Raw genomic sequence first — 21,754 nt, 5'->3', positions numbered from 1 at the left:
CCCGGGCCCTGCAGCGCCCGGGGACGAGGCGATGGCCCGGGGAACGATCGAGGCCCGGTGCGAGCGGATGCTCGGACCGGGCCTCTCGTCGGTGCGGGACAGGGCTCAGGCAGGTTCGCCGTCGGCGGTCGTGTCATCCGTAGCCGGCGGGGCGACCGGTGGTGCGATCGCGCCGCCGATGAACCCGATAGGAGCGTCGAGCGGTGTGCCGGAGGCATCGCGTTTGGCCCCGACCTCCGGGAGCGTCCGAGGCGTCCCGTCCGTGCCGACGGCGTGTGCCGGAGCGGCACCGACCCAGGCGACGGCCAGCTGGTCCTCACCCTTCAGGAAGCGTTGCGACCGGACCCCGCCCGTCGCCCGACCCTTCGCGGGGAACTCCGAGAACTCGGACACCTTCGCACTGCCGGTGTCCGTTCCGGCGAGCGTGAGGGAGTTCGTCGCGACGGTGACGACGACCACCTCGTCGTCCGGGAGGACAGCAGTGAAGGAGATGACCTTCGCACCGGCGGCGAGGTTGATGCCGGCCATGCCACCCGCGGCACGACCCTGCGGCCGGACGGACGACGCGGCGAAGCGGAGGAGCTGCGCGTCGGAGGCGACGAACACGAGTTCCGCATCGTCGCCGACCTGCGCCGCACCGATGACACGGTCGCGCGGCTTCAGCGTGATGACCTCGACGTCGGGCTTCGCGGGCAGATCGCCGGGGATGACGCGTTTGACCACGCCGGTCTCGGTGCCGAGCACGATCGGCTGCTCGCTGGAGAGGGAGACGATGGCCAGCACCCGCTCATCGCGGTCGGGCAGGGAGAGGTACTCACCGATCCGGACGCCGGCCGCGAGCTGGATGGACGCCGCCGGCACCGCGGGGAGGTCGAGCGGCGTGAACCGGATGAGCCGTCCCTTGCTCGTGACGGCGCCGAGCTCGGTGCGGCTGGTGGTCTCGACGACGCTCAGGATCGCATCGTGCTTGCTCCGACGTCCCGGCCGGGGCGCCTGAGCGTCCGGGTCGAGGTCGACGCGGAGCGCCCGTCCCGTTGCGCTGAGGTAGACGCGGCACGGGGTGTCGGCGAGCTCGAGGATCGGGGCGCTCTTGCCGCGCCCGGTCGTCGCGACGCTCGGCTTGGCGTTCGTCAACATCGTCCGTCGTGGGGTGCCGAACTGCTCGGCGGCGGCGGCGAGTTCCGCCGAGACCGCCGCTCGGATCAGTCGCTGGCTCCCGAGCAGTCGCTCGAGTTCCGCGATCTCCGCGAGCAGCTTGTCGCGCTCCGCCTCGAGTTCGATGCGGGAGAACTTCGTGAGCCGTCGAAGCCGGAGCTCGAGGATGTACTCGGCCTGCAGCTGGGACAGGTCGAAGACCTCGATCAGTCGCGCGCGGGCCTGCTCCGAGTCGTCGCTCGCCCGGATGACCTGGATGACCTCGTCGATGTCGAGGATCGCGATGAGGAGGCCCTCGACGAGGTGCAGGCGTTCCTTCCGCCTCGCCAGCCGGAACCGGCTCCGGCGGGTGACCACGCTGATGCGGTGGTCGACGTACACCTGGAGCAGCTCGCGGAGACCGAGCGTCTGCGGGCCGCCGTCCACGAGGGCGACGTTGTTGATGCTGAACGAATCCTCGAGGGGGGTGTACCGGTAGAGCTGCTCGAGGACGGCTTCGGGGGAGAAGCCGGTCTTGATCCCGATCACGAGCCGGAGTCCGTGCATCCGGTCGGTGAGGTCGGTGACGTCCGAGATGCCGTTGAGCTTCTTGGAGGTGACGCCGTCCTTGATCTTCTCGATGATCTTCTCGGGTCCGACCAGGTACGGCAGTTCCGTGATGACGAGGCCGGTCTTCCGTGCGGTGACCGGTTCGACGGACACCTTCGCGCGCGTCTTGAAGGAACCACGGCCCGTCGCGTAGGCGTCCTTGATGCCGTCGAGCCCCACGATCGTCCCGCCGGACGGCAGGTCCGGTCCGGGGACGAACTCCATGAGGTCCTCGAGGGTGGCCTGCGGGTGCGCGATGAGGTGCCGGGCGGCGCCGATGACCTCGACGAGGTTGTGCGGCGCCATGTTCGTCGCCATACCGACGGCGATGCCGCTGGCGCCGTTCACGAGCAGGTTGGGGAACGCCGCAGGCAGCACCTCCGGCTGCATGAACTGGTTGTCGTAGTTCGGGACGAAGTCGACGACGTCCTCGTCGAGGTCGGCGGTGAGCGCGAGGGCGGCGGCGTCGAGCCGTGCCTCAGTGTAGCGCGGGGCCGCCGGCCCGTCGTCGAGCGATCCGAAGTTGCCGTGGCCGTCGATCAAGGGCACGCGCAGGGTGAACGACTGCGCGAGGCGGACGAGCGCGTCGTAGATGGCAGTGTCGCCGTGCGGGTGCAGCTTGCCCATCACCTCGCCGACGACCCGCGCCGACTTCACGTGGCCGCGATCCGGGCGGAGACCCATCTCGGTCATCTGATAGAGGATGCGCCGCTGGACCGGCTTCAGACCGTCGCGTGCATCGGGGAGGGCGCGGGCGTAGATGACCGAATAGGCGTACTCCAGGAAGGAGGTCTGCATCTCCGACGAGACATCGATGTCCTCGATGCGCTCGCCACTGGGCTCCGTCGGCGGGGTCTGCTGTTGGCGGGTCATTCCGTGTCTCTGCTGAGGGACACCGAGCCGATGCTCGGCGGTGATGGCGGGGCTCGCTCGACCATGCGGTGTGCGAGACTGAGCCCGATGACCTCCATGCTACCGACGGTCGATCCTGACTCGCGCAGCCTTGCCGATGTCCTCCCGGATTGCCTCGCATCCCTGACCTCGAGCGGTGGATCACTGCCGTCGGCCGACCATGCCATCGTCGTCCTCGTCGACGGCCTCGGCGCTGCGAACCTCCGCGGAGCTGCCGCCCACGCCCGCTTCCTCGCCCCCCGCCTCGGCCCTCGGTCCACGACGACGTCGGCATTCCCGTCCACGACCGCGGCCGGGATCGCGACGCTGACCACCGGGGCGCTCCCCGGCCGTCACGGACTCGTCAGCTATCGAGCCAGGGACCTCGCCGGAGACCGGGTCGTCAACCAGCTGAGCGGCTGGGACCCGGGCATGGTCCCAGAGACCTGGCAGCGCCTACCCACCGTGTTCGAACGGGCCCGCGCCGAGGGCGTCACCACCACCGTCATCGGCCAGGAGCGGTACCGCGGTTCGGGGTTCACCCGAGCGGTCCTCCGTGGCGCGGACTACCGGGCGGGACGCTCCATGTCCGATCGTCTCGACGCCGCGCTCGACGTCGTCGCCGGGAGCACCGGACGGACCCTGAGCTACGTGTACGTCCCTGAGCTCGACCAGGCGGCGCACGAGTACGGGTGGGAGTCCGGCCGCTGGGCGGCGCTGCTCGAGGAGCTCGACGGTGACCTGAGACGGTGGTCGACCCGGCTGCCGAACGCGGTCGGCGCCCTCGTCACCGCCGACCACGGGATCATCGACGTCCAGGCACACCAGCACGTCCTCTTCGATCAGGTGCCGGCGCTCGTGGACGGCGTGCGGCACGTCGGCGGCGAGCCGCGATGCCTGCACCTCTATCTCGACGCCGACGCGGACGCCGCGGATCACGAGCGACTGGCGGCGTCGTGGAGGTCCGAGGAGGGCGCGCGGTCCTGGGTCGCGACGCGAGCCGAGGCGATCGAGCACGGCTGGTACGGCGAGGTCGATCCGGAGGTGCTGCCGCGCATCGGGGACGTCATCGTGGCCGCCCGGAAACGCATCGCCTATTACGACTCACGGCCGACCGATCAGAGCGCACGCGGCATGATCGGCCAGCACGGGTCACTCACCGACGACGAACGTCGGATCCCGCTCCTCGGCCTCGGGCGCTACGAGCCCTGACCGCTCCGGCGCTCAGACGGGGTCGTCGTCGGACTTCGCGCCGAAGACGATCTCGTCCCAGGACGGCATCGACGCTCGGCCGCGTCGGGCTTTCGCACCCGCGGGTGCCGCGCCATCGCCAAGGGGATCGGTGTCGCCGGAACGTCGCTGCTGCGCAGCCTCGAACTCACCGGTGTCGAACACCGCCAGGGGTGTCTGCTGGTCCGGTACGGCATGCGGCGTGCTCGGCCGTTCCGCAGGTTCGGGTTCGCTGGGCGCGGACTCCCGCTCGCCCCGACGCTTGCGGAGCGCCTCGAGGAGGTCCGCGGTCTGGTTGTGCTGATCGGGGCTGGAGGCCTCGCGGTTGATGGCCGCCTGGGTCGCCGCCTTCGAGGAGGGCGCGCGACCGAATCCGGTGTCGGCAGCGAACGGCAGCGGATCGATCGGACGGGTCTCCGCCGCCCGAACCGAATCGGCGGGCGGTTCGGTGGACACCCGGTCGAGCGAGAACGCGCCGCTGTCGAAGCGGGAGGTGTCGGGGGAGTCGTCGGTGTCGACGGCGCGCAGACGGGGGATCAAGGCGGCCGGAAGGTCACCCTGGCGGGACAGCGTGGTGGCTTCGCTGCCGATGGGGGTCAGCGCGAGCTTCTTCGGTTCGAACGCCCAGCGGGCGTCGTGGTCGACCTGATCGGCGGTGAAGGAGAGCTTGACGATCCAACCGCCCTCCGGTTCCTTCCAACTGGTCCAGCGCTCGTCACTCGCTCCGAGCTTCTCGAGCCGGGCCCGGATGACGTTCCCGAAGGTCGCCTCGATGTCGTCGGCGGTGGTGTCCGTCGTCGGAAGGACGGCGACGCCGAGGGCGGTGCCGACGATGTGTTCGCGTTCCGCCATCACCGGGCCCTCGAACCGCTGGACGTATTCCAGGGACGCACCGGTGACCGCGGCGACGTCCTCGGCCGACAGACCGCTGCGGATGTGCGCCTGCACTTCGCGCGGGCTGATCTTGGTGGCGCCGCCGACGGGGGCCCCGGCCGGTTTCGCCCGCCGGAGGTGGACGTGGAATGCGTCGTCGACGATGAGGCGGTACTCCTCCTCGTTCCGATCAGCAACGATCAGAGCTCCGAGCTCCGCCCCGACTACCTTCAATTCCTGCATGATGAATGCCTCTCAGCGCGCCACGTGATTGACCCACGTTCTCACGGATCACCGGGTGATCCGGGGAATACGCCGGGCGTGCCGTCAGTTGCACGGGAAGGTTCCGCACCCCCTCCTGAACACGGTTTGCTATTCACGCGGAACTGATGCAAACTGTGCCCGCCGATTTTGTATCCGACGGCATCGAGAAGTGGATAGGCATGGCAACTGATTACGACGCTCCCCGCAAGACCGACGACGATTCCGAGTCGATCGAGGCCCTGAAGGAGCGCGTTCCAGACAAGCTGTCGGGAGTCGTCGACTCCGAAGACGCCGACAACCCGGGCGACTACAACCTGGGTGGATCCGACCTCTCCGACCTCGACCTCGACGTCGTCGTGCTCCCGCCTCAGGCGGACGAGTTCACCTGCATGGAGTGCTTCCTCGTGAAGCACCGCTCGCAGCTGGACCACGAGGGCAAGTTCGGCCCGATCTGCGCGGAGTGCGCAGCCTGACGACACCACCGCATCAGCGGTAGACGGAACCCCTCCGGATCTCGATCCGGAGGGGTCTTGTCGTTGCCGCTTCGGGCGGGTGCGGCTCGCCCGGATTCAGACGGTCGAGCGGGCAGCGGCGATCGCGTCCGCGAGCAGCTGCGGCCGACGGGACGACAACAACCAGTACGGCGTCGGGTCGGCCGGGTCGGTGACCTCCACCTTGACGAGGCTGTGGACCCACCCACGGATCATCAGCCACGCCCTGGCGTCGAGTTTGGTGCGGAGCTGCGCGGTCGCGTCCGCTCCGGTGTACACGATGACGTCGCCGACCTGCGCGAGCGGGATGGAGGCCTTGCCGACCGACAGGATCGCGCCGGAGACCTCGATCCTCGGCGCCGACCCGAAGGCGAGGGCGAGGCAACCGCCGTAGAGCACCACCGCCCCGATGACCCCGGCCGGAAGCGACACCGGCGCGAGGACGAGCATGGTCGCCGGCACCACGAGGGCGAGGGCGATGATGACCCAGGGACTGGGCCAGAGGGTTTCACGGTACGGCTGCATGTCTGCCTTGTCTCAGAGAACTGCACTACCCTCGATTCGTGACCGAAAGCGTTGACGTACTCATTATCGCGCCGGATCTGCCCGGCTACGCACACCCGGGCGATGCGGGAGCCGATCTCGTCTCCGCCGAACACGTCGTCCTCCAGCCGGGGGAGCGTGCCCTCGTCGGAACCGGCGTGTCCATCGCCCTGCCCGACGGGTTCGCCGCCTTCGTCGTGCCCCGGAGCGGACTCGCGGCGAAGCACGGCATCACGGTCGTCAACGCGCCGGGCACCGTCGACGCGGGCTACCGGGGCGAGGTCAAGGTCACCCTCCTCAACACGGATCGCGACGCCGCGTTCACGATCGAACCCGGCGACCGGATCGCCCAGCTCATCGTGATGCCGGTCGCCCGTGCCAACTTCATCCCGGTGGATCGCCTACCGGGGAGCGCACGTGGGACGGGTGGGTTCGGCTCGACCGGCCGTGGCGCCCTCGCTCACGCACCCGCCGCCACCGACTCATCCACCAGCACCCACGGTGCAGCGCAGACAGGAACCCTCGCATGAGCGAACTGGAAGACCTTCCCGACCTCGACGTCGACGCCGAGCTGCCTGACGACGCGAAGTCCGCGCCGGAGGACCGCGACAGCGCCGGCCCGTTCGACGAGAGCGAGGCGAACCCGGTCCGTCCGTACATCGACCTCGGCGGCGTCAAGGTGTTGCCGCGCGAGGGCCTGAACCTCCGTCTCGAGGTCGAGGAGGCGACCAAGCGCGTCGTCGCCGTCGGGCTCGACTACGCCGGTTCGACCCTGCAGGTCCAGCCCTTCGCAGCCCCGCGGTCCACCGGACTCTGGAACGAGACCCGCGCCCAGATCGCCGAGCAGATCGCCCAGCAGGGCGGGACGGTCACCGAGCGCGAGGGCGAGTTCGGCCCGGAACTCGTCGCCGAGGTCCCGACCGGCGGCGCCGCCGGCGCCGAAGCCACCCACCTCGCACGGTTCATCGGGGTCGACGGCCCGCGATGGTTCCTCCGTGGCGTGGTCGCCGGCGAGGGTGCCTCGAAGCCGGATGCCGCAGCGCTCGTCGACGACCTCTTCCGCAGCCTCGTCGTCGTCCGGGGCAACTCGCCCATGCCGCCGCGCGACCTCATCCCGCTGCGCATGCCGACGGCCACGAGCGCCTAGAGCATGTCGGGAGCAGCAGGAACCGGGCCGCACGAACCTGAGCGGCCCGCCGCGGCCGATGGTGTCGACCCGGCCACCGAGGACGGTCGTCCGCAGGCGGGTCCGTCGATGAGCGCCGCATTCGGTGCGGCCGCCCGCAAGTCGGGCCTCGGCGCCATGGCGGAGGGCGACGCCCCCACGGGGAAGGCCCTCCTCGCGGCCATGGGCGGTGTCCGGGGCATCGCCGAGGCGATCCTGCCCGGACTCGTCTTCCTCATCGTCTACACCCTCACCTTCGACCTCGTGCCGTCGATCGTGGCGCCCGTCGCGCTCGGCGTGCTGTTCGCCGTCGCGAGACTCGTGCAACGACAGCCGGTGACCCAGGCCGTCGGCGGACTGCTCGGCATCGCGCTCTCCGCCGCCCTCGCACTCCTCTCCGGGCGCGCCGAGGACTTCTACGTCGTCGGCTTCTGGACGAACGGGGCGTATGCGGTCGCCTTGCTCGTCTCCGTGCTCGTCGGCTGGCCGGTCGTCGGACTCGTCGCCGGGTACCTCATGGGGAGTGGCACCAGCTGGCGCACCCATCCGGGACAGCGTCGCGCCATGCGCTGGTTGACGCTCGTGTGGGTCGCGATGTTCGCGGCCCGTCTCCTCGTCCAGCTCCCGCTGTACTTCAGCGGGAACGTCGAGCTGCTCGGAACCCTCCGTCTCCTGATGGGGATCCCGCTGTACGCTCCACTGCTCGTCCTCAGCTGGCTCGTCGTGCGGGCCGTCTTCCCGAAGGCCCCGTCGTCCGCCGTCGCGTGACCCTGACCGAGAGCCCGGACCGACGCCGTCGTGCGTTCGGCACCGGGCTCTCGTGCTGTCCGGGATCGCGACGTCGCGGTGCTAGAATTGTCTCGACATCAAGATATATGCGCGGTGTAGAGATGACACGACGACTCCGACCCTGTAGTTAGGCAAGCCTTGCTAGCCCCGGAGACCCCGGCCGAAGCAAGATTGGTCGCAACGCACGTGAGTACTCGCCGCCGCCAATGAAGGAGAAGACGTTATGTCCACCGTGAACAGCTTCGGGGCGAAAGACACCCTGACTGTCGGGACGACCGACTACGAGATCTATCGCATCGACACGGTGGAGGGCCACGAGAAGCTGCCGTTCAGCCTGAAGGTGCTCCTCGAGAACCTGCTGCGGACCGAGGACGGCGCCAACATCACCGACGCGCACATCCGCGCCATCGGGGAGTGGGTCCCGACCGCCGAGCCCGACACCGAGATCCAGTTCACGCCGGCCCGCGTCGTGATGCAGGACTTCACCGGCGTCCCCTGCATCGTCGACCTCGCCACCATGCGTGAGGCCGTCGAGGCCCTCGGTGGCTCGGCAGACAAGATCAACCCGCTCGCCCCGGCCGAGATGGTGATCGACCACTCCGTCATCGCCGACCTCTTCGGCAGCGAGAACGCCCTCGAGCGCAACGTCGAACTCGAGTACGAGCGCAACGGCGAGCGGTACCAGTTCCTCCGTTGGGGCCAGACCGCGTTCGACGACTTCAAGGTCGTCCCGCCGGGAACCGGCATCGTGCACCAGGTGAACATCGAGTACCTGGCGCGCGTCACCATGACCCGCGAGGTCGGCGGCGTCCTCCGCGCCTACCCCGACACCTGCGTGGGCACCGACTCCCACACCACCATGGTCAACGGCCTCGGCGTGCTCGGCTGGGGCGTCGGCGGCATCGAAGCCGAGGCAGCGATGCTCGGTCAGCCGGTCTCCATGCTCATCCCGAAGGTCGTCGGCTTCAAGCTCAACGGCTCGATCCCGACCGGTGTCACGGCGACCGACGTCGTGCTGACGATCACGCAGATGCTCCGCAAGCACGGTGTCGTCGGCAAGTTCGTCGAGTTCTACGGTGCCGGTGTCGCTGAGGTTCCGCTGGCCAACCGCGCCACCATCGGCAACATGAGCCCCGAGTTCGGTTCGACCGCCGCCATGTTCCCGATCGACGACGTCACGCTCGACTACCTGCGCCTCACCGGCCGCAGCGAGGAGCAGATCGCCCTGGTCGAGGCCTACGCCAAGACCCAGAAGCTCTGGCACGATGCCGACGTCGAGCCCGCGTTCAGCGAGTACCTCGAGCTCGATCTCGCGACGGTCGTCCCGTCGATCGCCGGCCCGAAGCGCCCCCAGGACCGCATCGAGCTGAGCGACGCGAAGTCGCAGTTCGAGCGCGACCTGGTGGACTACGCCTCCGTCGAGCACGACATCGTCGACCTCGTCGGCGCCGACTCGTTCCCCGCATCCGACCCCGCCGGCACGACGCCGCAGGACGAGGACAACCAGCACCACCACACCCGCCGCAGCCACGCGCCGAAGTCGCTGTCCAAGCCGACGTCGGTCAGGCTCGAGGAGAACGGGGTCGACTTCACCCTCGACCACGGGGCCGTCGCCATCGCGGCGATCACCTCGTGCACGAACACCTCGAACCCGTCGGTCATGCTGGCCGCCGGCCTCCTGGCCCGCAACGCCAGCAAGAAGGGCCTGAAGGCGAAGCCGTGGGTCAAGACCACGCTCGCCCCGGGTTCCAAGGTCGTCACCGACTACTACGCGAAGGCAGGCCTCACCGAGTACCTCGAGGACCTCGGCTTCTACACCGTCGGCTACGGCTGCACGACCTGCATCGGCAACTCCGGTCCGCTGCTCGACGAGATCTCGACCGCCGTCCAGGACAACGACCTCGCCGTCACCGCGGTGCTCTCGGGTAACCGCAACTTCGAGGGGCGCATCAACCCCGACGTGAAGATGAACTACCTGGCGAGCCCGCCGCTCGTCATCGCCTACGCCCTCGCCGGATCGATGAACTTCGACTTCGAGGTCGACGCCCTGGGTGTCGACGCCGACGGCAACGACATCTTCCTGAAGGACATCTGGCCCGACGCGGCCGAGGTCCAGGACACGATCGACTCCTCCATCAACAAGGAGATGTTCGACCACGAGTACAGCGGCGTCTTCGACGGCGACGAGCGCTGGCGTTCGCTCCAGACCCCCGAGGGCTCGACCTTCGAGTGGGACGAGCAGTCGACGTACGTGCGGAAGCCCCCGTACTTCGACGGCATGACGATGGAGACGACTCCCGTCTCCGACATCGTCGGCGCTCGCGTCCTCGCGAAGCTCGGCGACTCGGTCACGACCGACCACATCAGCCCGGCCGGCAACATCAAGGCCGACTCGCCCGCAGGTCGGTACCTCGACGAGCACGGCGTCGGACGCAAGGACTACAACTCCTACGGCTCGCGCCGCGGCAACCACGAGGTCATGATCCGCGGCACGTTCGCGAACATCCGCCTGAAGAACCAGCTGCTCGACGGCGTGGAGGGCGGTTACACCCGCGACTTCACGCAGGCCGACGCACCGCAGTCCTTCATCTACGACGCGTCGCAGAACTACCAGGCCGAGGGCACGCCCCTCGTCATCTTCGGTGGCAAGGAGTACGGCTCCGGTTCCTCCCGCGACTGGGCGGCGAAGGGCACGAGCCTCCTCGGCGTCAAGGCGGTCATCACCGAGAGCTTCGAGCGGATCCACCGCTCGAACCTCATCGGCATGGGTGTCGTACCCCTGCAGTTCCCGGCCGGTGAGAGCTGGTCGTCCCTCGGTCTCGACGGCACGGAGGTCGTCTCGATCGCCGGCCTCGAGGAACTCAACAACGGCACCACGCCGAAGACGGTCCGCGTGACGGCTGCTCCGAGCGAGCACTCGGCTCCCGGCAAGGAGACCGTCGAGTTCGACGCGGTCGTCCGCATCGACACCCCGGGCGAGGCGGACTACTACCGCAACGGCGGCATCCTGCAGTACGTGCTCCGCAGCCTCGTCTGACGCCGAGGTTCTACCACCAGGCCGGTCCCGACAGCAACCGTCGGGGCCGGCCTGCGGCGTTCGCCGCCCACCCCGCCCACGACGCGTACACTCGAACGACGGGCTCCGAGCGATCGGGAGGCCCACGGTGGAGGGACGACAGCGTGACAGTGCTCGATCAGGTGAACGGCCCACGGGACCTCGACCGCCTCACGGAGGCGGAACTCGTCGAACTCGCCGGAGACATCCGTGCCTTCCTCATCGCCAACGTCTCCAAGACCGGCGGGCACCTCGGGCCGAACCTCGGCGTCGTCGAACTCACGATCGCGATGCACCGGGTGTTCGACTCTCCGACGGATCCGATGGTGTTCGACACCGGTCACCAGTCGTACGTGCACAAGCTCCTGACCGGCCGCCAGGAGTTCTCCGGGCTCCGGACCCGTGGTGGCCTCGCCGGCTACCCGCAGCGCTCCGAGTCCGAGCACGACATCGTCGAGAGCTCCCACGCGTCGAGTTCCCTCAGCTGGGCGGACGGCATCTCCCGCGCGTTCCAGATGACCGGGCAGGACGAACGGCACGTCGTCGCCGTCGTCGGCGATGGAGCCCTCACCGGTGGGATGACGTGGGAGGCGCTCAACAACATCAGCGACGACAACACGCGCCGGCTGGTCATCATCGTGAACGACAACGGGCGCTCCTACGCGCCGACGATCGGCGGCATGGCCCGCTTCCTGAGCGGCGTCCGCACCCGCCGGACGTACCGCGACCTGCGAGAGCGCAGCCAGCGCGCCTTCAACCTGCTCGGGGCACCCGGTCGCGCCATCTACCGGGGCGTCCGCGGAGGCGCCCACGGGTTCCTGTCCCGCCTCACGAACAACGAGGCGCTCTACTCCAACCTCGACATCAAGTACATCGGCCCGGTCGACGGCCACGACCTCCACGCCATGGAGGAGGCGCTGACGCAGGCGAAGCACTACGGCGCGCCCGTCATCGTCCACGCGATCACCGAGAAGGGCCGCGGGTTCCAGCCGGCTCGAGACGACGACGCCGATCAGTTCCATGCTGTCGGCGTGATCGACCCCGAGACCGGGGAACCGGTCGGGGCGTCGGCACGGCCGTCCTGGACGGCCGTCTTCAGCGAGGAGATGCTCGCGGTGGCCGAGGCTGACGACCGCGTGGTCGCGATCACCGCGGCCATGCTCAGGCCGGTCGGGCTCCACGCCTTCGCCGAACGCTTCCCGGAGCGGGTCCACGACGTCGGGATCGCCGAGCAGCATGCGTTCACCTCTGCCGCAGGGCTCGCCTTCGGTGGCCTGCACCCGGTGGTGGCCGTGTACGCGACGTTCGTGAACCGGGCCTTCGACCAATTGCTCATGGACGTCGCATTGCACCGGGCCGGGGTCACGATCGTGCTCGACCGCGCCGGGGTGACCGGTCCCGACGGTCCGAGCCACCACGGCATCTGGGACCTCGCCATCCTGCAGGTCGTCCCCGGCATCCGGATCGCCGCCCCGCGCGACGGTGAGCGGCTGCGGGAGGAGCTCCGCGAGGCCGTCGCCATCGACGACGCTCCGACGGTCGTCCGGTTCCCGAAGGGCAGCGCTCCCGCAGAACTCCCGGCCGTCGAGCGTCTGCACGACGGCGTCGACGTCCTCCGGACGACCGAGCAGCCGGACGTCCTCATCGTCGCCGTCGGTCCGATGGCGCCCATCGCGATCGACGTGGCGGACCGCCTGGCCCAGCAGGGCATCGGCGCGACCGTCGTCGACCCCCGCTGGGTGGTCCCAGTCGCCGAGTCCCTCATCGGGCTCTCGGCGGCACATCGGCTCGTGATCACCATCGAGGACGGTATCCGGGTCGGAGGTATCGGCACGCGCATCAGGCAGACCCTCCGCGAGGCCGGCGTCGACACGGCCGTCGACGAACTCGGTGTGCCGGACGAGTTCATCGACCACGCGTCCCGAGAGGAGATCCTCGAGGACGCAGGCCTCACCGCGCAACAGATCGCCCGAGACGTGGTGGCGCAGGTCCTCGGGAGTCGCATCCCCGTCGCCCGACCACTGCCCGGCGACCGCTCCGACAACGACGCGTCGTCGGAGCGGAGCACGACCGGGCCGCACGGCGCCTGATCGCGGACCGCGACGCGCTTGACTTCGAGTGCACTCGAAGTCGTATCGTGTGGACATGACCACTCTCCACGAGGGCTACGCCATCTCCGACGTCGCCGACCGCACCGGGCTGAGCGTCCACACGCTCCGGTACTACGAACGAGCCGGGCTCATGCCGCGTCCGATCGGTCGCAGCTCATCGACGCACCGCCGCTACACCGACGGCGACGTGTCCTGGGTCGTGTTCCTCACGAGGCTCCGATCGACGGGCATGCCGATCGCGACGCTCCGTAATTATACGGAGTTGGCCGCACGCGGCGACGACACCGCCGATGCGAGACTCGAGCTGCTGCTGCGGCATCGGATCTCGTTCCTGGCCCGCCTCGAGGAGATGCAGCAGTCGCTGGAGGTCATCGATCGCAAGATCGAACTCTATACAGAACAGGTGGCAACACGATGAAGCACATCACACTCGGCACTGCCGGACCAGACATCGCCCGGATCGGCCTCGGCTGCATGGGGATGTCCGCCTTCTACACCGGGGCCGCACTCGACGACGCGGCGTCGACCGCGACGATCCATCGTGCCTTGGACCTCGGCGTCACCTTCTTCGACACCGCCGAGATGTACGGGCCGTACCTCAACGAGGAACTGCTCGGAGCTGCACTCGGCTCGCGCCGGGACGAGGTGACGCTCGCGACCAAGTTCGGCACGATCCGCAATTCGAGCGACGGGGAGCCCGGTGCCGACGGCAGCGCTGCGAACGTGCGCCTCTCGATCGAGGGATCGCTGCGCCGGCTCAAGACCGACGTCGTGGACCTCTACTACCTCCACCGCGTGGACCCGGGCGTGCCCATCGAGGAGACGGTGGGTGCGCTCTCGGAGCTCGTCACCGAGGGCAAGATCCGGTACATCGGCCTGTCGGAGGCGGCCCCGGACACGATCCGGCGTGCACACGCCGTGCACCCGATCACCGCGCTGCAGACGGAGTACTCACTGTGGAGCCGCGACCCCGAGGCGGAGATCCTGCCGACGGTCCGTGAGCTGGGTATCGGTTTCGTGCCGTACTCGCCGCTCGGACGAGGCTTCCTCACCGGCACGATCCGATCGCTCGACGTGCTCGACGAAACCGACTTCCGTCGTGCGAACCCGCGCTTCACGGGGGAGAACCTCGCTGCGAACATCGCGATCGTCGAGGAGGTCGACCGGATCGCCGCATCCCTCGATGCGACACCGGCCCAGGTGGCGCTCGCCTGGTTGCTGGCCCAGGGCGACGACATCGCGCCGATCCCGGGCACGAAGCGGATCCCGTACCTCGAGGAGAACCTCGGCGCCGACGGACTCACGCTGTCGTCCGACGCGCTCGCTCGACTCGACGCACTCCGCCTCCCGGCGGGTGACCGGTATCCGGACATGACGACCGTCAACCGCTGAGCTCCGGCCGGCATCGAGCGCCGGCCTCGCGCGAGCCGCCACCACGAGAGCGGGGTGTCGTCCACCATCGGTGGACGACACCCCGCTCTCGTGAGACCGCGCGGACTACGCCTGGACGCCGCGGATGGGCGGGTGGTGGAAGGTATCGCCGAAGGCGCGCTCACTGGCACCCACACGGTCGAGGTACGGTGTCGCCCCACCGTCCTGGAACGGCCAGCCGGCCCCGAGGATGAGACCGAGGTCGATGTCCTGTGCCGCTGCGACGACGCCCTCGTCCAGCATGAGCTTGATCTCCGACGCGAGGCCGTCCTCGACCCGACGCAGGATCTCCGCTTCCGAGAGCGGCGCATCGCCCGTGACGAGCACCTTCTGCGCCTGCTTCGTGAAGCCCGTCACCTTGCCGCCCTTGTCCTTCTCGACGACCGAGTCCAGCGCGGCCAGGCGGTGCAGGTTCTCCGAGGCGAAGAAGCGGTCCGGGAACTTGCCGACCATCGTGTCCTGCACGTGGGCGGCGACCTTCCACCCGACGAGGTCGATGAGCTGGAACGGCGTCATGGGGAGGCCGATGGGCGCGAAGGCGCGTTCGACGGTCAGCACCGGGGTGCCGGCGTCGAGCGCGTGAGCCGCCTCGCCCATCACCTTCGCGAGGAGCCGGTTGACGATGAAGCCGGGTGCGTCGGCGGTGAGGATCGCACTCTTCTTGAGCTTCGCCGCCGTGGCGAAGGCCGTCGCGAGCGTCTCGTCGTCGGTCTGCGGCGTCTTCACCACCTCCAGCAGTGGCATGACGGCCACCGGGTTGAAGAAGTGGAAGCCGACGAGCCGCTCGGGGTGCGCCAGCTTGGCACCGATCTCTTCGACGGAGAGCGACGAGGTGTTCGTCGCGAGGACCGTCTGCTCCGAGACGTACTGCTCGACCTCGGCGAAAACGCTCTGCTTGACCCCGACCTCCTCGAAGACGGCCTCGATGACCCAGTCGCAGTCCGCGAAGTCGGCCTTGTCCGTGGTTCCGGACAGGAGCGCCTTCAGGCGGTTCGACTCGTCGGGGGAGATGCGACCCTTCTCGCGGAGGGTGTCGATCTCGCCGTGGATCCGCGCGACACCGGCGTCCACGTGCCCCTGGTCGAGGTCGGTGATGACGACCGGGACCTGCAGACGTCGGAGGAAGAGCAGCGCGAACTGGCTGGCCATGAGCCCGGCACCGATGATGCCGACCTTCGTGACCCGCCGCGCGAGCTGCTTGTCCGGTGCGCCCGCGGGCCGCTTGGCGCGCTTCTGCACGAGGTCGAACGCATACATGCTCGCCTGGAACTGGTCGCCGACGATGAGCTCGGACAGCGCCCGGTCCTCTCGCTCGAACCCCTGTGCCTTCGTGCCGCTGCGGGCGGCCTCGAGCAGGTCGAGGGCCGCGTAGGGCGACTTCGCGACGGTGCCGATCTTGCTCTCGAGCATCTTGCGGGCGGTGCTGATGGCGAGCGGCCACTTGATCGTCCGCTCCACCTTGCCCGGCACGTTCTTGCGCTGCACGGTCACCGTGCCACCGAGCACGCCGTCGGCCCAGCGCAACGAGTCCTCGAGGAAGGTGGCGGCGGGGAACATGACGTCGGCGATGCCGTAGGCGAGCGCGTCCTGCGCCTTGAGCATCCGGTTGTTCTTGAGCGGGTTCGAGATGACGACGTTGAGTGCGTTCTCGATGCCGATCAGGTTCGGGAGCAGGTAGGCGCCACCCCACCCGGGGATGAGCCCGAGGAACACCTCGGGGAGGGCGATCGCGGGAGCGGAGGCGTCGACGGTGCGGTAGTTCGCATTGAGGCCGATCTCGAGGCCGCCACCGAGCGCGAGCCCGTTGATGAAGACGAACGTCGGGACGCCGAGGTCCTCCAGCTTGCCGAACACGTGGTGGCCGAGCTGGGCGAGCTTCGTGGCCACCGCCCGGGACGGGATGTCGCCGACCTTGCTCAGGTCGGCGCCCGCCGCGAGGATGAACGGCTTGCCCGTGATGGCGACGCCGTCGATCTCGCCGGCGTCGGCACGCGTCCGCTGCGCCTCGATGACCCCGTCGAGTTCGAGCAGGGTCACCGGGCCGAGGGTGTTCGGCCGGGTGTGGTCGCGTCCGTTGTCGAGGGTGATGAGCGCGATCGTGCGCCCGCTCGCCATCGTGACGTCCTTGACGTACGAGCGGGTGACGACCTCGTCGTCGCCGCTGATCGCGACGAGTTCCGAGAAGTCGATGGTCGTGTAGTCGGTCATCTACTTGCGTCCCTTCTTGCCGGTGAAGTGCGGGTTCTCCCAGATCACGGTGCCACCCTGGCCGAGCCCGACGCACATGGCGGTGAGTCCGTACCGCACCTCGGGGTGCTCGGCGAACTGCGCGGCGAGCTGGATCATGAGCCGCACGCCGGACGCCGCGAGCGGGTGTCCGACGGCGATCGCGCCGCCCCACGGGTTCACCCGCGGGTCTTCGTCGTCGATGCCGAAGTGGTCGAGGAAGGAGAGCACCTGGACGGCGAACGCTTCGTTCAGTTCGAACAGACCGATGTCGTCGATGGAGAGCCCCGCCTTGCGCAGGGCCTTCTCGGTGGACGGGACGGGGCCGATGCCCATGATCTCCGGTTCGACACCGGCGAAGGCGAAGCTGACGAGCCGCATCTTCGACGTGAGGCCCAGCTCCTTGGCCGTGTCGGCGCTCGCGAGCATGCTCACGGTCGCCCCGTCGGTCAACGGCGAGGCGTTGCCGGCCGTGACGCGGCCGTGGGGCCGGAACGGCGTCTTCAGTCCGGCGAGACCCTCCATGGTGGTCTCGGGCCGCAGACCTTCGTCGCTCGTGGCGAGTCCCCAACCGCTGTCGCTCCGGAGGGCGACCGGGATGAGGTCCGGCTGGAGGCGTCCCGCCTCATAGGCCGCCGCGACCTTCTGCTGGCTCCGCATGCCGAAGCGGTCGGAGCGTTCCTTCGTCAGGTGCGGGAACCGGTCGTGGATGCGTTCCGCCGTCTTGCCCATGTTCAGCGCGTCCTCGCTCACGAGTCGCTCGGCGAGGAAGCGGGGGTTCGGGTCGGCGTCGAGCCCCATCGGGTGGCGGCCCATGTGCTCGACACCGCCGGCGAGGACCAGGTCGTAGGCACCGAACGCGATGCCGCTGCCGAGAGTGGTGACCGAGGTCATCGCCCCGGCGCACATGCGGTCGATCGCGAAGCCGGGGACGGACTTCGGCAGGCCCGCGAGCAGCGCAGCGGTCCGGCCGAGCGTGAGTCCCTGGTCACCCTGCTGGGTCGTGGCGGCGATGGCCACCTCGTCGATCCGGTCGAGTGGCAGACCAGGGTGACGTTCGAGCAATCCGATGATCGCCTTGACGATCAGATCGTCGGCCCTGGTGTTCCAGTACATGCCCTTTTCGCCGGCTCGTCCGAACGGTGTCCGGACTCCATCAACGAATACGACGTCGGCTTGTTCGGCCACGTTGCCTCCTCATTCTCGGGTACGCCCCGATCCTAGGCGGCGGACGCGTGCCGGCGTCCTGGTGCAACGCTTCCTACGAAGCGTCCGGGGCAGGCTCCTCGAGCGATTGGGCCGACTCCACAAAGGCGTCGGTGATCGCGCGTGCCGTCGCATCGATCTGCCACGGCCGAGCCTCGTGCTCCGCAAGGGCCGCGGCGACCGCTTCGACGGAGAGCGGCTCGGGCGGCGACCACGCCAGGCGGCGCAGCGTCTCGGGGGTGAGCAGGTTCTCGACGGGCATCGTCAGGAACTCCGCCGTCACGAGGATCCGCGTCCGGGCCGCGGTGTACCTGGCGTGCGCCTCCGGGTTCTTGTCGGACCAGCTGCGCGGGGGAGGGAGCGTGTCGCTGCTCGGGCGGGCGCCGGGCAGGTCCTCGGTGGTCTGGCCCGTGTGGATCGCATTCCACCACAGGTCGAGCTCCGTGCGGCTCGCACGACCTCGGAAGTCGGAGAGTGCCGCGAGGTCGCGCTTCGACGCCGGGTTCACCTTCGCGGCGGCGGTGATCGACGCATCGGGGATGAGGCGACCCGGTGCGGTGTCGCGGCGCTGCGCGAGGGCGTCACGGGCGAGCCACAGCTCTCGGGCGACCGCGAGGTTCCGCTGCCCGCGGACGGCGTGGAGTCCGGAGAGCCGACGCCACGGTTCAGCCCGGGGCGCTTTGGCCTCGCGCGCGAGGGTCGCCTCGAACTCCTGACGGGCGATGTCGCTCTTGCCGGCCTCCTCGATCCGGGCTGCCAGTTCCTCTGCGGCGTCCACGAGGAGTTCGACGTCGAGCGCCGCGTATTCGAGCCAGGCGGCAGGCAGTGGACGGGTCGACCAGTCGGCCGCGGAGTGCTCCTTGGCCAGGTGGATGCCCAGCAGCTCCTCGACCACGGCGCCGAGTCCGACCCGCGGCAGTCCGAGCAGCCGCGCACCGAGTTCGGTGTCGAAGAGTTCACTCGGATCGACGCCCACCTCGCGGAGACAGGCGAGGTCCTGACTCGCGGCATGGAGGATCGACCGCTCACCCTGGATCAGCTCGCCGAGCTCGGCCATGGAGCCGATCGCCGGCGGGTCGTACAGGAACACGCCCGCGCCGCGGCGGTAGACCTGGATGAGGTAGGCACGCTGGGAGTAGCGGTACCCGGAAGCACGCTCGGCGTCGAGCGCGAACGGGCCGTTCCCGGCTGCGAGGACCTCGAGCGAGGCGAGGTAGGCCTCGCGGGTGTCGGTGACGATCCGTGGTCCGCTGGGCGCGGGTGGGTCGAGCAGCGGTGCTGGTTCGGGGGCCGCGTCACTCACGGTGAGCTCGTTTGACGGACAACAGGGACACCCCTTCGGTGGTCGGAGGCAAGCCGGCGAGCATGCACAGCAGCTCTCCCCATCCTTCCACGTGCGCCGCGACGTCGCTCTCGAGCGGCGTCCACGAGGCCCGGAGCTCGATCTGGGCGCCGTCGCCCTGGCGAGCCAGTTCGCCGAACCCGCTCGAGATGATCTTCGTCGCCGTCCCCGAGGCGGCCTGGTAGGCGGCACCCCGGGTGTCCAATGCGTCGACGAGCCAGGACCAGGCGACGTCGGCGAGGAAGGGGTCGAGGCCGATCTCGGTCTCCAGCGGCGCCTGCGCGAAGCAGACGACGCGGAACCGACCACCCCAGGCCTCCGAGCCCTCCGGGTCGTAGAGGAGCACGAAACGTCCCGTGCCGAGGTCCGAGTCCGCGTCGTGTCGACTCGGCGAGACGTCCGCCGCGAGGGCGATCGCGAACGGCGCGAGGTTGCTCGGGGCGGGGATCTCCGTGACCCGCAGATCGGGTCGGACGGCAGCCGCGCGAACAGCGTCCACCGCTCGGGCGAACTCTTCGGGAACCTTTGCCGTCGTCGGACTCTCTACCACGACTGAAGACTAGAGTTACATCCCGATGAATGGGCAGAGGCACGCCGGGCGGAGACGCGGACCCGGGTCGCGGACGGGCGGTCTTGGATCGACGATCAGCGAGGTCCGTCGACGACGTTCACCGGTCACCGACGCGGTCCTGATCGCGGGTGGTGCGACGGCCGCCGTCGGCGCCCTGGGGCTCGCGATCGTGGCGACCATCGCTCGGAAGGTCGTGGTGCCCGCCCGCGACCGACCGAGCGAGGCGCGCATCCTCGCGCTCGATCGAGAGGCGGGGACGCTGGAACTGGTCGCGACCCCGGACACCGTGGTCCCCGGCCGGTACGGCAGCTGGGTCACCCGGCGGGCCGCCTACGTGCAACTGGGCGACATCGTCGAGATGCGCCAGCACACCGTCGTCCGCACGCTGCTCGGCGGAGACGTCGACGCGCTCCGGGTCGGTCAGGAGGCCGAGTTCAGCGGGTGGTTCTTCCGGCGGCCCGACGAACTGGGACTCGCCGCGGAGGACGTGCTCGTACCGACACCGCTCGGCCCCGCCCCGGCGTGGGCGATCCATCCGGAGGAGGGCCCGTCGACGCGGTGGGCAGTCCTCGTGCACGGTCGGGGGACCACCCGGTCCGAAGCCCTGCGGGCCGTGCCCAGCTTCCGGAACGCCGGATACTCCTGCCTCCTCGTCTCCTACCGGAACGACGGGGACGCACCGCCGGCACTCGACTTCCGATACGCCCTCGGCGACGAGGAGTGGCGGGACGTCGACGCGGCGATCGGCTGGGTGCGCGAACAGGGTGCCGCCGACGTGGTCCTCATGGGATGGTCCATGGGCGGTGCCATCGTGCTGCAGGCCTCACGCCGGACGACGCACCCCGAGCTGATCCGTGCCGTCGCCCTCGACTCACCGGTCATCGACTGGGTGGACGTCCTGCAGCACCAGGCCCGGGAGAACCGCATCCCCAGCGTGGTGGGGCGCGTCGCGTTGCTCGCCATCAGCCGTCGGTGGGGGAGATTCCTCACCGGACAAGCGACGAGCATCGACCTCGCCAGGCTCGACTACGTCGCCAACGCCGCCGACCTGGCGCTGCCCATCCTCCTGATGCACAGCGACGACGACGGATACGTCCCGGCCGGACCGTCGAGGGCCCTCGCGCTCGCCCGGCCGGACATCGTGACCTTCGTCCCGTTCACCGTCGCCAGACACACGAAGCTCTGGAACTACGACCCGGAGCGCTGGACCGCGGCGGTGTCGGACTGGCTCGACGAGATCGTGCCGCTCCCGCCCGGGCACTGAGGGGTCGTTCGCGCGAATTCCGGCCGGCGTCTGCCGCCTCGACGAGCGAGCGGCGGCGGCACCGTCAGGCGAACTCGCGGAGGCGACGCTTGGCGCGTCCGAGGAGTGCCGACATCCCTCGCAGCCGGAGCGGGGAGACCGCACGCGACAGCCCGATCATCTGCGGGAAGTCGTCCGGGACGGCGAGCACCTCGTCGACCGTCAAGCCCTCGAGCCCCTGGACCAGGATGCTCGCGAAACCACGCGTCGTCGGTGCTTCCTCCGGTGCCGTGGCGAACAGGTGCACGATCCCGTCCTCATCGACCTCGATGAAGAAGAACACGGGTGCCTGGCACTCGAGCACGCGTTCCATGAGGTCCGGGTGGTCGCGGTAGCGCTCGGGCAGCGGCGGCAACTCGTCGCTGAACTCGAGCAGCAGTTGGAGCCGGGATCGTTCCTCGACGGCGAGGAATTCGTCGCGGATCTCGGCGAGGTTCGGGGCGAGGAGGGCATCGGTCATGGTTCCTCCAGTATCGCAGCCGCCGGACGCGGAACCGCCCTCCGAGCCGTGGACGGGTCT

At 69.4% G+C, this 21,754-nt stretch carries 18 protein-coding genes; 10 read left to right on the top strand and 8 right to left on the bottom strand.

Going from position 1 to position 21,754, the window contains the following annotated elements; all coding sequences use genetic code 11:
* Positions 1-105: 105 nt before the first annotated feature.
* Positions 106-2,616 carry a DNA gyrase/topoisomerase IV subunit A gene (locus QRN27_RS17430; protein ID WP_285043301.1) on the bottom strand — a complete coding sequence of 837 codons (2,511 nt, stop codon included), beginning with the start codon at positions 2,614-2,616 and terminating at the stop codon, positions 106-108.
* 87 nt (positions 2,617-2,703) lie between these two features.
* On the opposite strand from QRN27_RS17430, the gene QRN27_RS17425 reads away from it, so the two are divergent.
* The gene (locus QRN27_RS17425) at positions 2,704-3,846 is read left to right on the top strand and encodes an alkaline phosphatase family protein (RefSeq protein ID WP_285043300.1); all 1,143 of its coding nucleotides are present in this window, start codon (positions 2,704-2,706) and stop codon (positions 3,844-3,846) included.
* Positions 3,847-3,858: 12 nt separating this feature from the next.
* Here the strand turns inward: QRN27_RS17425 and sepH are convergent, their stop codons facing one another.
* The gene (gene sepH, locus QRN27_RS17420; protein WP_285043299.1) at positions 3,859-4,980 is read right to left on the bottom strand and encodes a septation protein SepH; all 1,122 of its coding nucleotides are present in this window, start codon (positions 4,978-4,980) and stop codon (positions 3,859-3,861) included.
* A gap of 200 nt (positions 4,981-5,180) precedes the next feature.
* Between sepH and QRN27_RS17415 the strand changes: the two genes are divergently transcribed.
* Positions 5,181-5,474: a DUF4193 domain-containing protein gene (locus tag QRN27_RS17415; protein WP_056005937.1), complete on the top strand. Its 294-nt coding sequence runs from the start codon at positions 5,181-5,183 to the stop codon at positions 5,472-5,474.
* Between the two features lie 96 nt (positions 5,475-5,570).
* Here QRN27_RS17415 and QRN27_RS17410 read toward each other — a convergent pair whose 3' ends face one another.
* On the bottom strand, positions 5,571-6,017 hold the full coding sequence (locus QRN27_RS17410) for a DUF3093 domain-containing protein (RefSeq protein ID WP_285043298.1): 447 nt from the start codon (positions 6,015-6,017) through the stop codon (positions 5,571-5,573).
* 38 nt (positions 6,018-6,055) lie between these two features.
* On the opposite strand from QRN27_RS17410, the gene dut reads away from it, so the two are divergent.
* The 7 genes from dut to QRN27_RS17375 all read left to right on the top strand — a co-directional run bounded on the left by dut (position 6,056) and on the right by QRN27_RS17375 (position 14,547).
* Positions 6,056-6,565, top strand: a complete 510-nt coding sequence (gene dut, locus QRN27_RS17405) for a dUTP diphosphatase (RefSeq protein WP_194669970.1) — start codon at positions 6,056-6,058, stop codon at positions 6,563-6,565.
* Positions 6,562-7,182, top strand: a complete 621-nt coding sequence (locus QRN27_RS17400) for a DUF3710 domain-containing protein (protein ID WP_056005926.1) — start codon at positions 6,562-6,564, stop codon at positions 7,180-7,182. Before dut ends, QRN27_RS17400 begins: the two co-directional genes overlap by 4 nt.
* Positions 7,183-7,290: 108 nt before the next feature.
* On the top strand, positions 7,291-7,968 hold the full coding sequence (locus tag QRN27_RS17395; RefSeq protein ID WP_285043297.1) for a DUF3159 domain-containing protein: 678 nt from the start codon (positions 7,291-7,293) through the stop codon (positions 7,966-7,968).
* A gap of 244 nt (positions 7,969-8,212) precedes the next feature.
* Complete coding sequence (gene acnA, locus QRN27_RS17390) at positions 8,213-11,026, top strand: aconitate hydratase AcnA (RefSeq protein WP_285043295.1); 2,814 nt, start codon at positions 8,213-8,215, stop codon at positions 11,024-11,026.
* A 143-nt stretch (positions 11,027-11,169) separates the two neighbouring features.
* Entirely contained in the window at positions 11,170-13,134 is a 1,965-nt protein-coding gene (gene dxs, locus QRN27_RS17385; protein ID WP_285043293.1) for a 1-deoxy-D-xylulose-5-phosphate synthase, read from the top strand.
* Positions 13,135-13,189: 55 nt separating this feature from the next.
* A complete protein-coding gene (locus QRN27_RS17380; protein ID WP_285043292.1) occupies positions 13,190-13,573 on the top strand; it encodes a MerR family transcriptional regulator in 384 nt (127 codons plus the stop codon).
* Complete coding sequence (locus QRN27_RS17375) at positions 13,570-14,547, top strand: aldo/keto reductase (RefSeq protein ID WP_285043291.1); 978 nt, start codon at positions 13,570-13,572, stop codon at positions 14,545-14,547. Before QRN27_RS17380 ends, QRN27_RS17375 begins: the two co-directional genes overlap by 4 nt.
* A 105-nt stretch (positions 14,548-14,652) precedes the next feature.
* Here QRN27_RS17375 and QRN27_RS17370 read toward each other — a convergent pair whose 3' ends face one another.
* From QRN27_RS17370 to QRN27_RS17355, 4 genes are all read right to left on the bottom strand, one after another.
* Positions 14,653-16,794: a 3-hydroxyacyl-CoA dehydrogenase NAD-binding domain-containing protein gene (locus QRN27_RS17370; RefSeq protein WP_285043290.1), complete on the bottom strand. Its 2,142-nt coding sequence runs from the start codon at positions 16,792-16,794 to the stop codon at positions 14,653-14,655.
* On the bottom strand, positions 16,795-18,000 hold the full coding sequence (locus QRN27_RS17365; protein ID WP_056005907.1) for a thiolase family protein: 1,206 nt from the start codon (positions 17,998-18,000) through the stop codon (positions 16,795-16,797).
* A 73-nt stretch (positions 18,001-18,073) separates the two neighbouring features.
* Positions 18,074-19,291 carry an HRDC domain-containing protein gene (locus tag QRN27_RS17360; protein ID WP_502929545.1) on the bottom strand — a complete coding sequence of 406 codons (1,218 nt, stop codon included), beginning with the start codon at positions 19,289-19,291 and terminating at the stop codon, positions 18,074-18,076.
* A gap of 22 nt (positions 19,292-19,313) precedes the next feature.
* Positions 19,314-19,910 carry a DUF3000 domain-containing protein gene (locus QRN27_RS17355; protein ID WP_056005904.1) on the bottom strand — a complete coding sequence of 199 codons (597 nt, stop codon included), beginning with the start codon at positions 19,908-19,910 and terminating at the stop codon, positions 19,314-19,316.
* Between the two features lie 25 nt (positions 19,911-19,935).
* Between QRN27_RS17355 and QRN27_RS17350 the strand changes: the two genes are divergently transcribed.
* Positions 19,936-21,195 carry an alpha/beta hydrolase family protein gene (locus QRN27_RS17350; protein WP_285043289.1) on the top strand — a complete coding sequence of 420 codons (1,260 nt, stop codon included), beginning with the start codon at positions 19,936-19,938 and terminating at the stop codon, positions 21,193-21,195.
* Between the two features lie 64 nt (positions 21,196-21,259).
* Here the strand turns inward: QRN27_RS17350 and QRN27_RS17345 are convergent, their stop codons facing one another.
* Positions 21,260-21,694 carry a SufE family protein gene (locus tag QRN27_RS17345; RefSeq protein ID WP_056005898.1) on the bottom strand — a complete coding sequence of 145 codons (435 nt, stop codon included), beginning with the start codon at positions 21,692-21,694 and terminating at the stop codon, positions 21,260-21,262.
* Positions 21,695-21,754: the final 60 nt, after the last annotated feature.

The sequence above is a fragment of the Plantibacter sp. LMC-P-059a genome (genome assembly GCF_030209505.1).
GTDB lineage: Bacteria > Actinomycetota > Actinomycetes > Actinomycetales > Microbacteriaceae > Plantibacter.
This window is presented reverse-complemented; position numbering and strand designations above follow the sequence as displayed.

Coding starts and splice junctions, on each gene's coding strand:
- QRN27_RS17430 (WP_285043301.1), bottom strand. CDS start 2,616: ATGACCCGCCAACAGCAGACCCCGCCGACGGAGCCCAGTGGCGAGCGC.
- QRN27_RS17425 (WP_285043300.1), top strand. CDS start 2,704: ATGACCTCCATGCTACCGACGGTCGATCCTGACTCGCGCAGCCTTGCC.
- sepH (WP_285043299.1), bottom strand. CDS start 4,980: ATGCAGGAATTGAAGGTAGTCGGGGCGGAGCTCGGAGCTCTGATCGTT.
- QRN27_RS17415 (WP_056005937.1), top strand. CDS start 5,181: ATGGCAACTGATTACGACGCTCCCCGCAAGACCGACGACGATTCCGAG.
- QRN27_RS17410 (WP_285043298.1), bottom strand. CDS start 6,017: ATGCAGCCGTACCGTGAAACCCTCTGGCCCAGTCCCTGGGTCATCATC.
- QRN27_RS17400 (WP_056005926.1), top strand. CDS start 6,562: ATGAGCGAACTGGAAGACCTTCCCGACCTCGACGTCGACGCCGAGCTG.
- QRN27_RS17395 (WP_285043297.1), top strand. CDS start 7,291: ATGAGCGCCGCATTCGGTGCGGCCGCCCGCAAGTCGGGCCTCGGCGCC.
- acnA (WP_285043295.1), top strand. CDS start 8,213: ATGTCCACCGTGAACAGCTTCGGGGCGAAAGACACCCTGACTGTCGGG.
- QRN27_RS17380 (WP_285043292.1), top strand. CDS start 13,190: ATGACCACTCTCCACGAGGGCTACGCCATCTCCGACGTCGCCGACCGC.
- QRN27_RS17375 (WP_285043291.1), top strand. CDS start 13,570: ATGAAGCACATCACACTCGGCACTGCCGGACCAGACATCGCCCGGATC.
- QRN27_RS17370 (WP_285043290.1), bottom strand. CDS start 16,794: ATGACCGACTACACGACCATCGACTTCTCGGAACTCGTCGCGATCAGC.
- QRN27_RS17350 (WP_285043289.1), top strand. CDS start 19,936: ATGAATGGGCAGAGGCACGCCGGGCGGAGACGCGGACCCGGGTCGCGG.
- QRN27_RS17345 (WP_056005898.1), bottom strand. CDS start 21,694: ATGACCGATGCCCTCCTCGCCCCGAACCTCGCCGAGATCCGCGACGAA.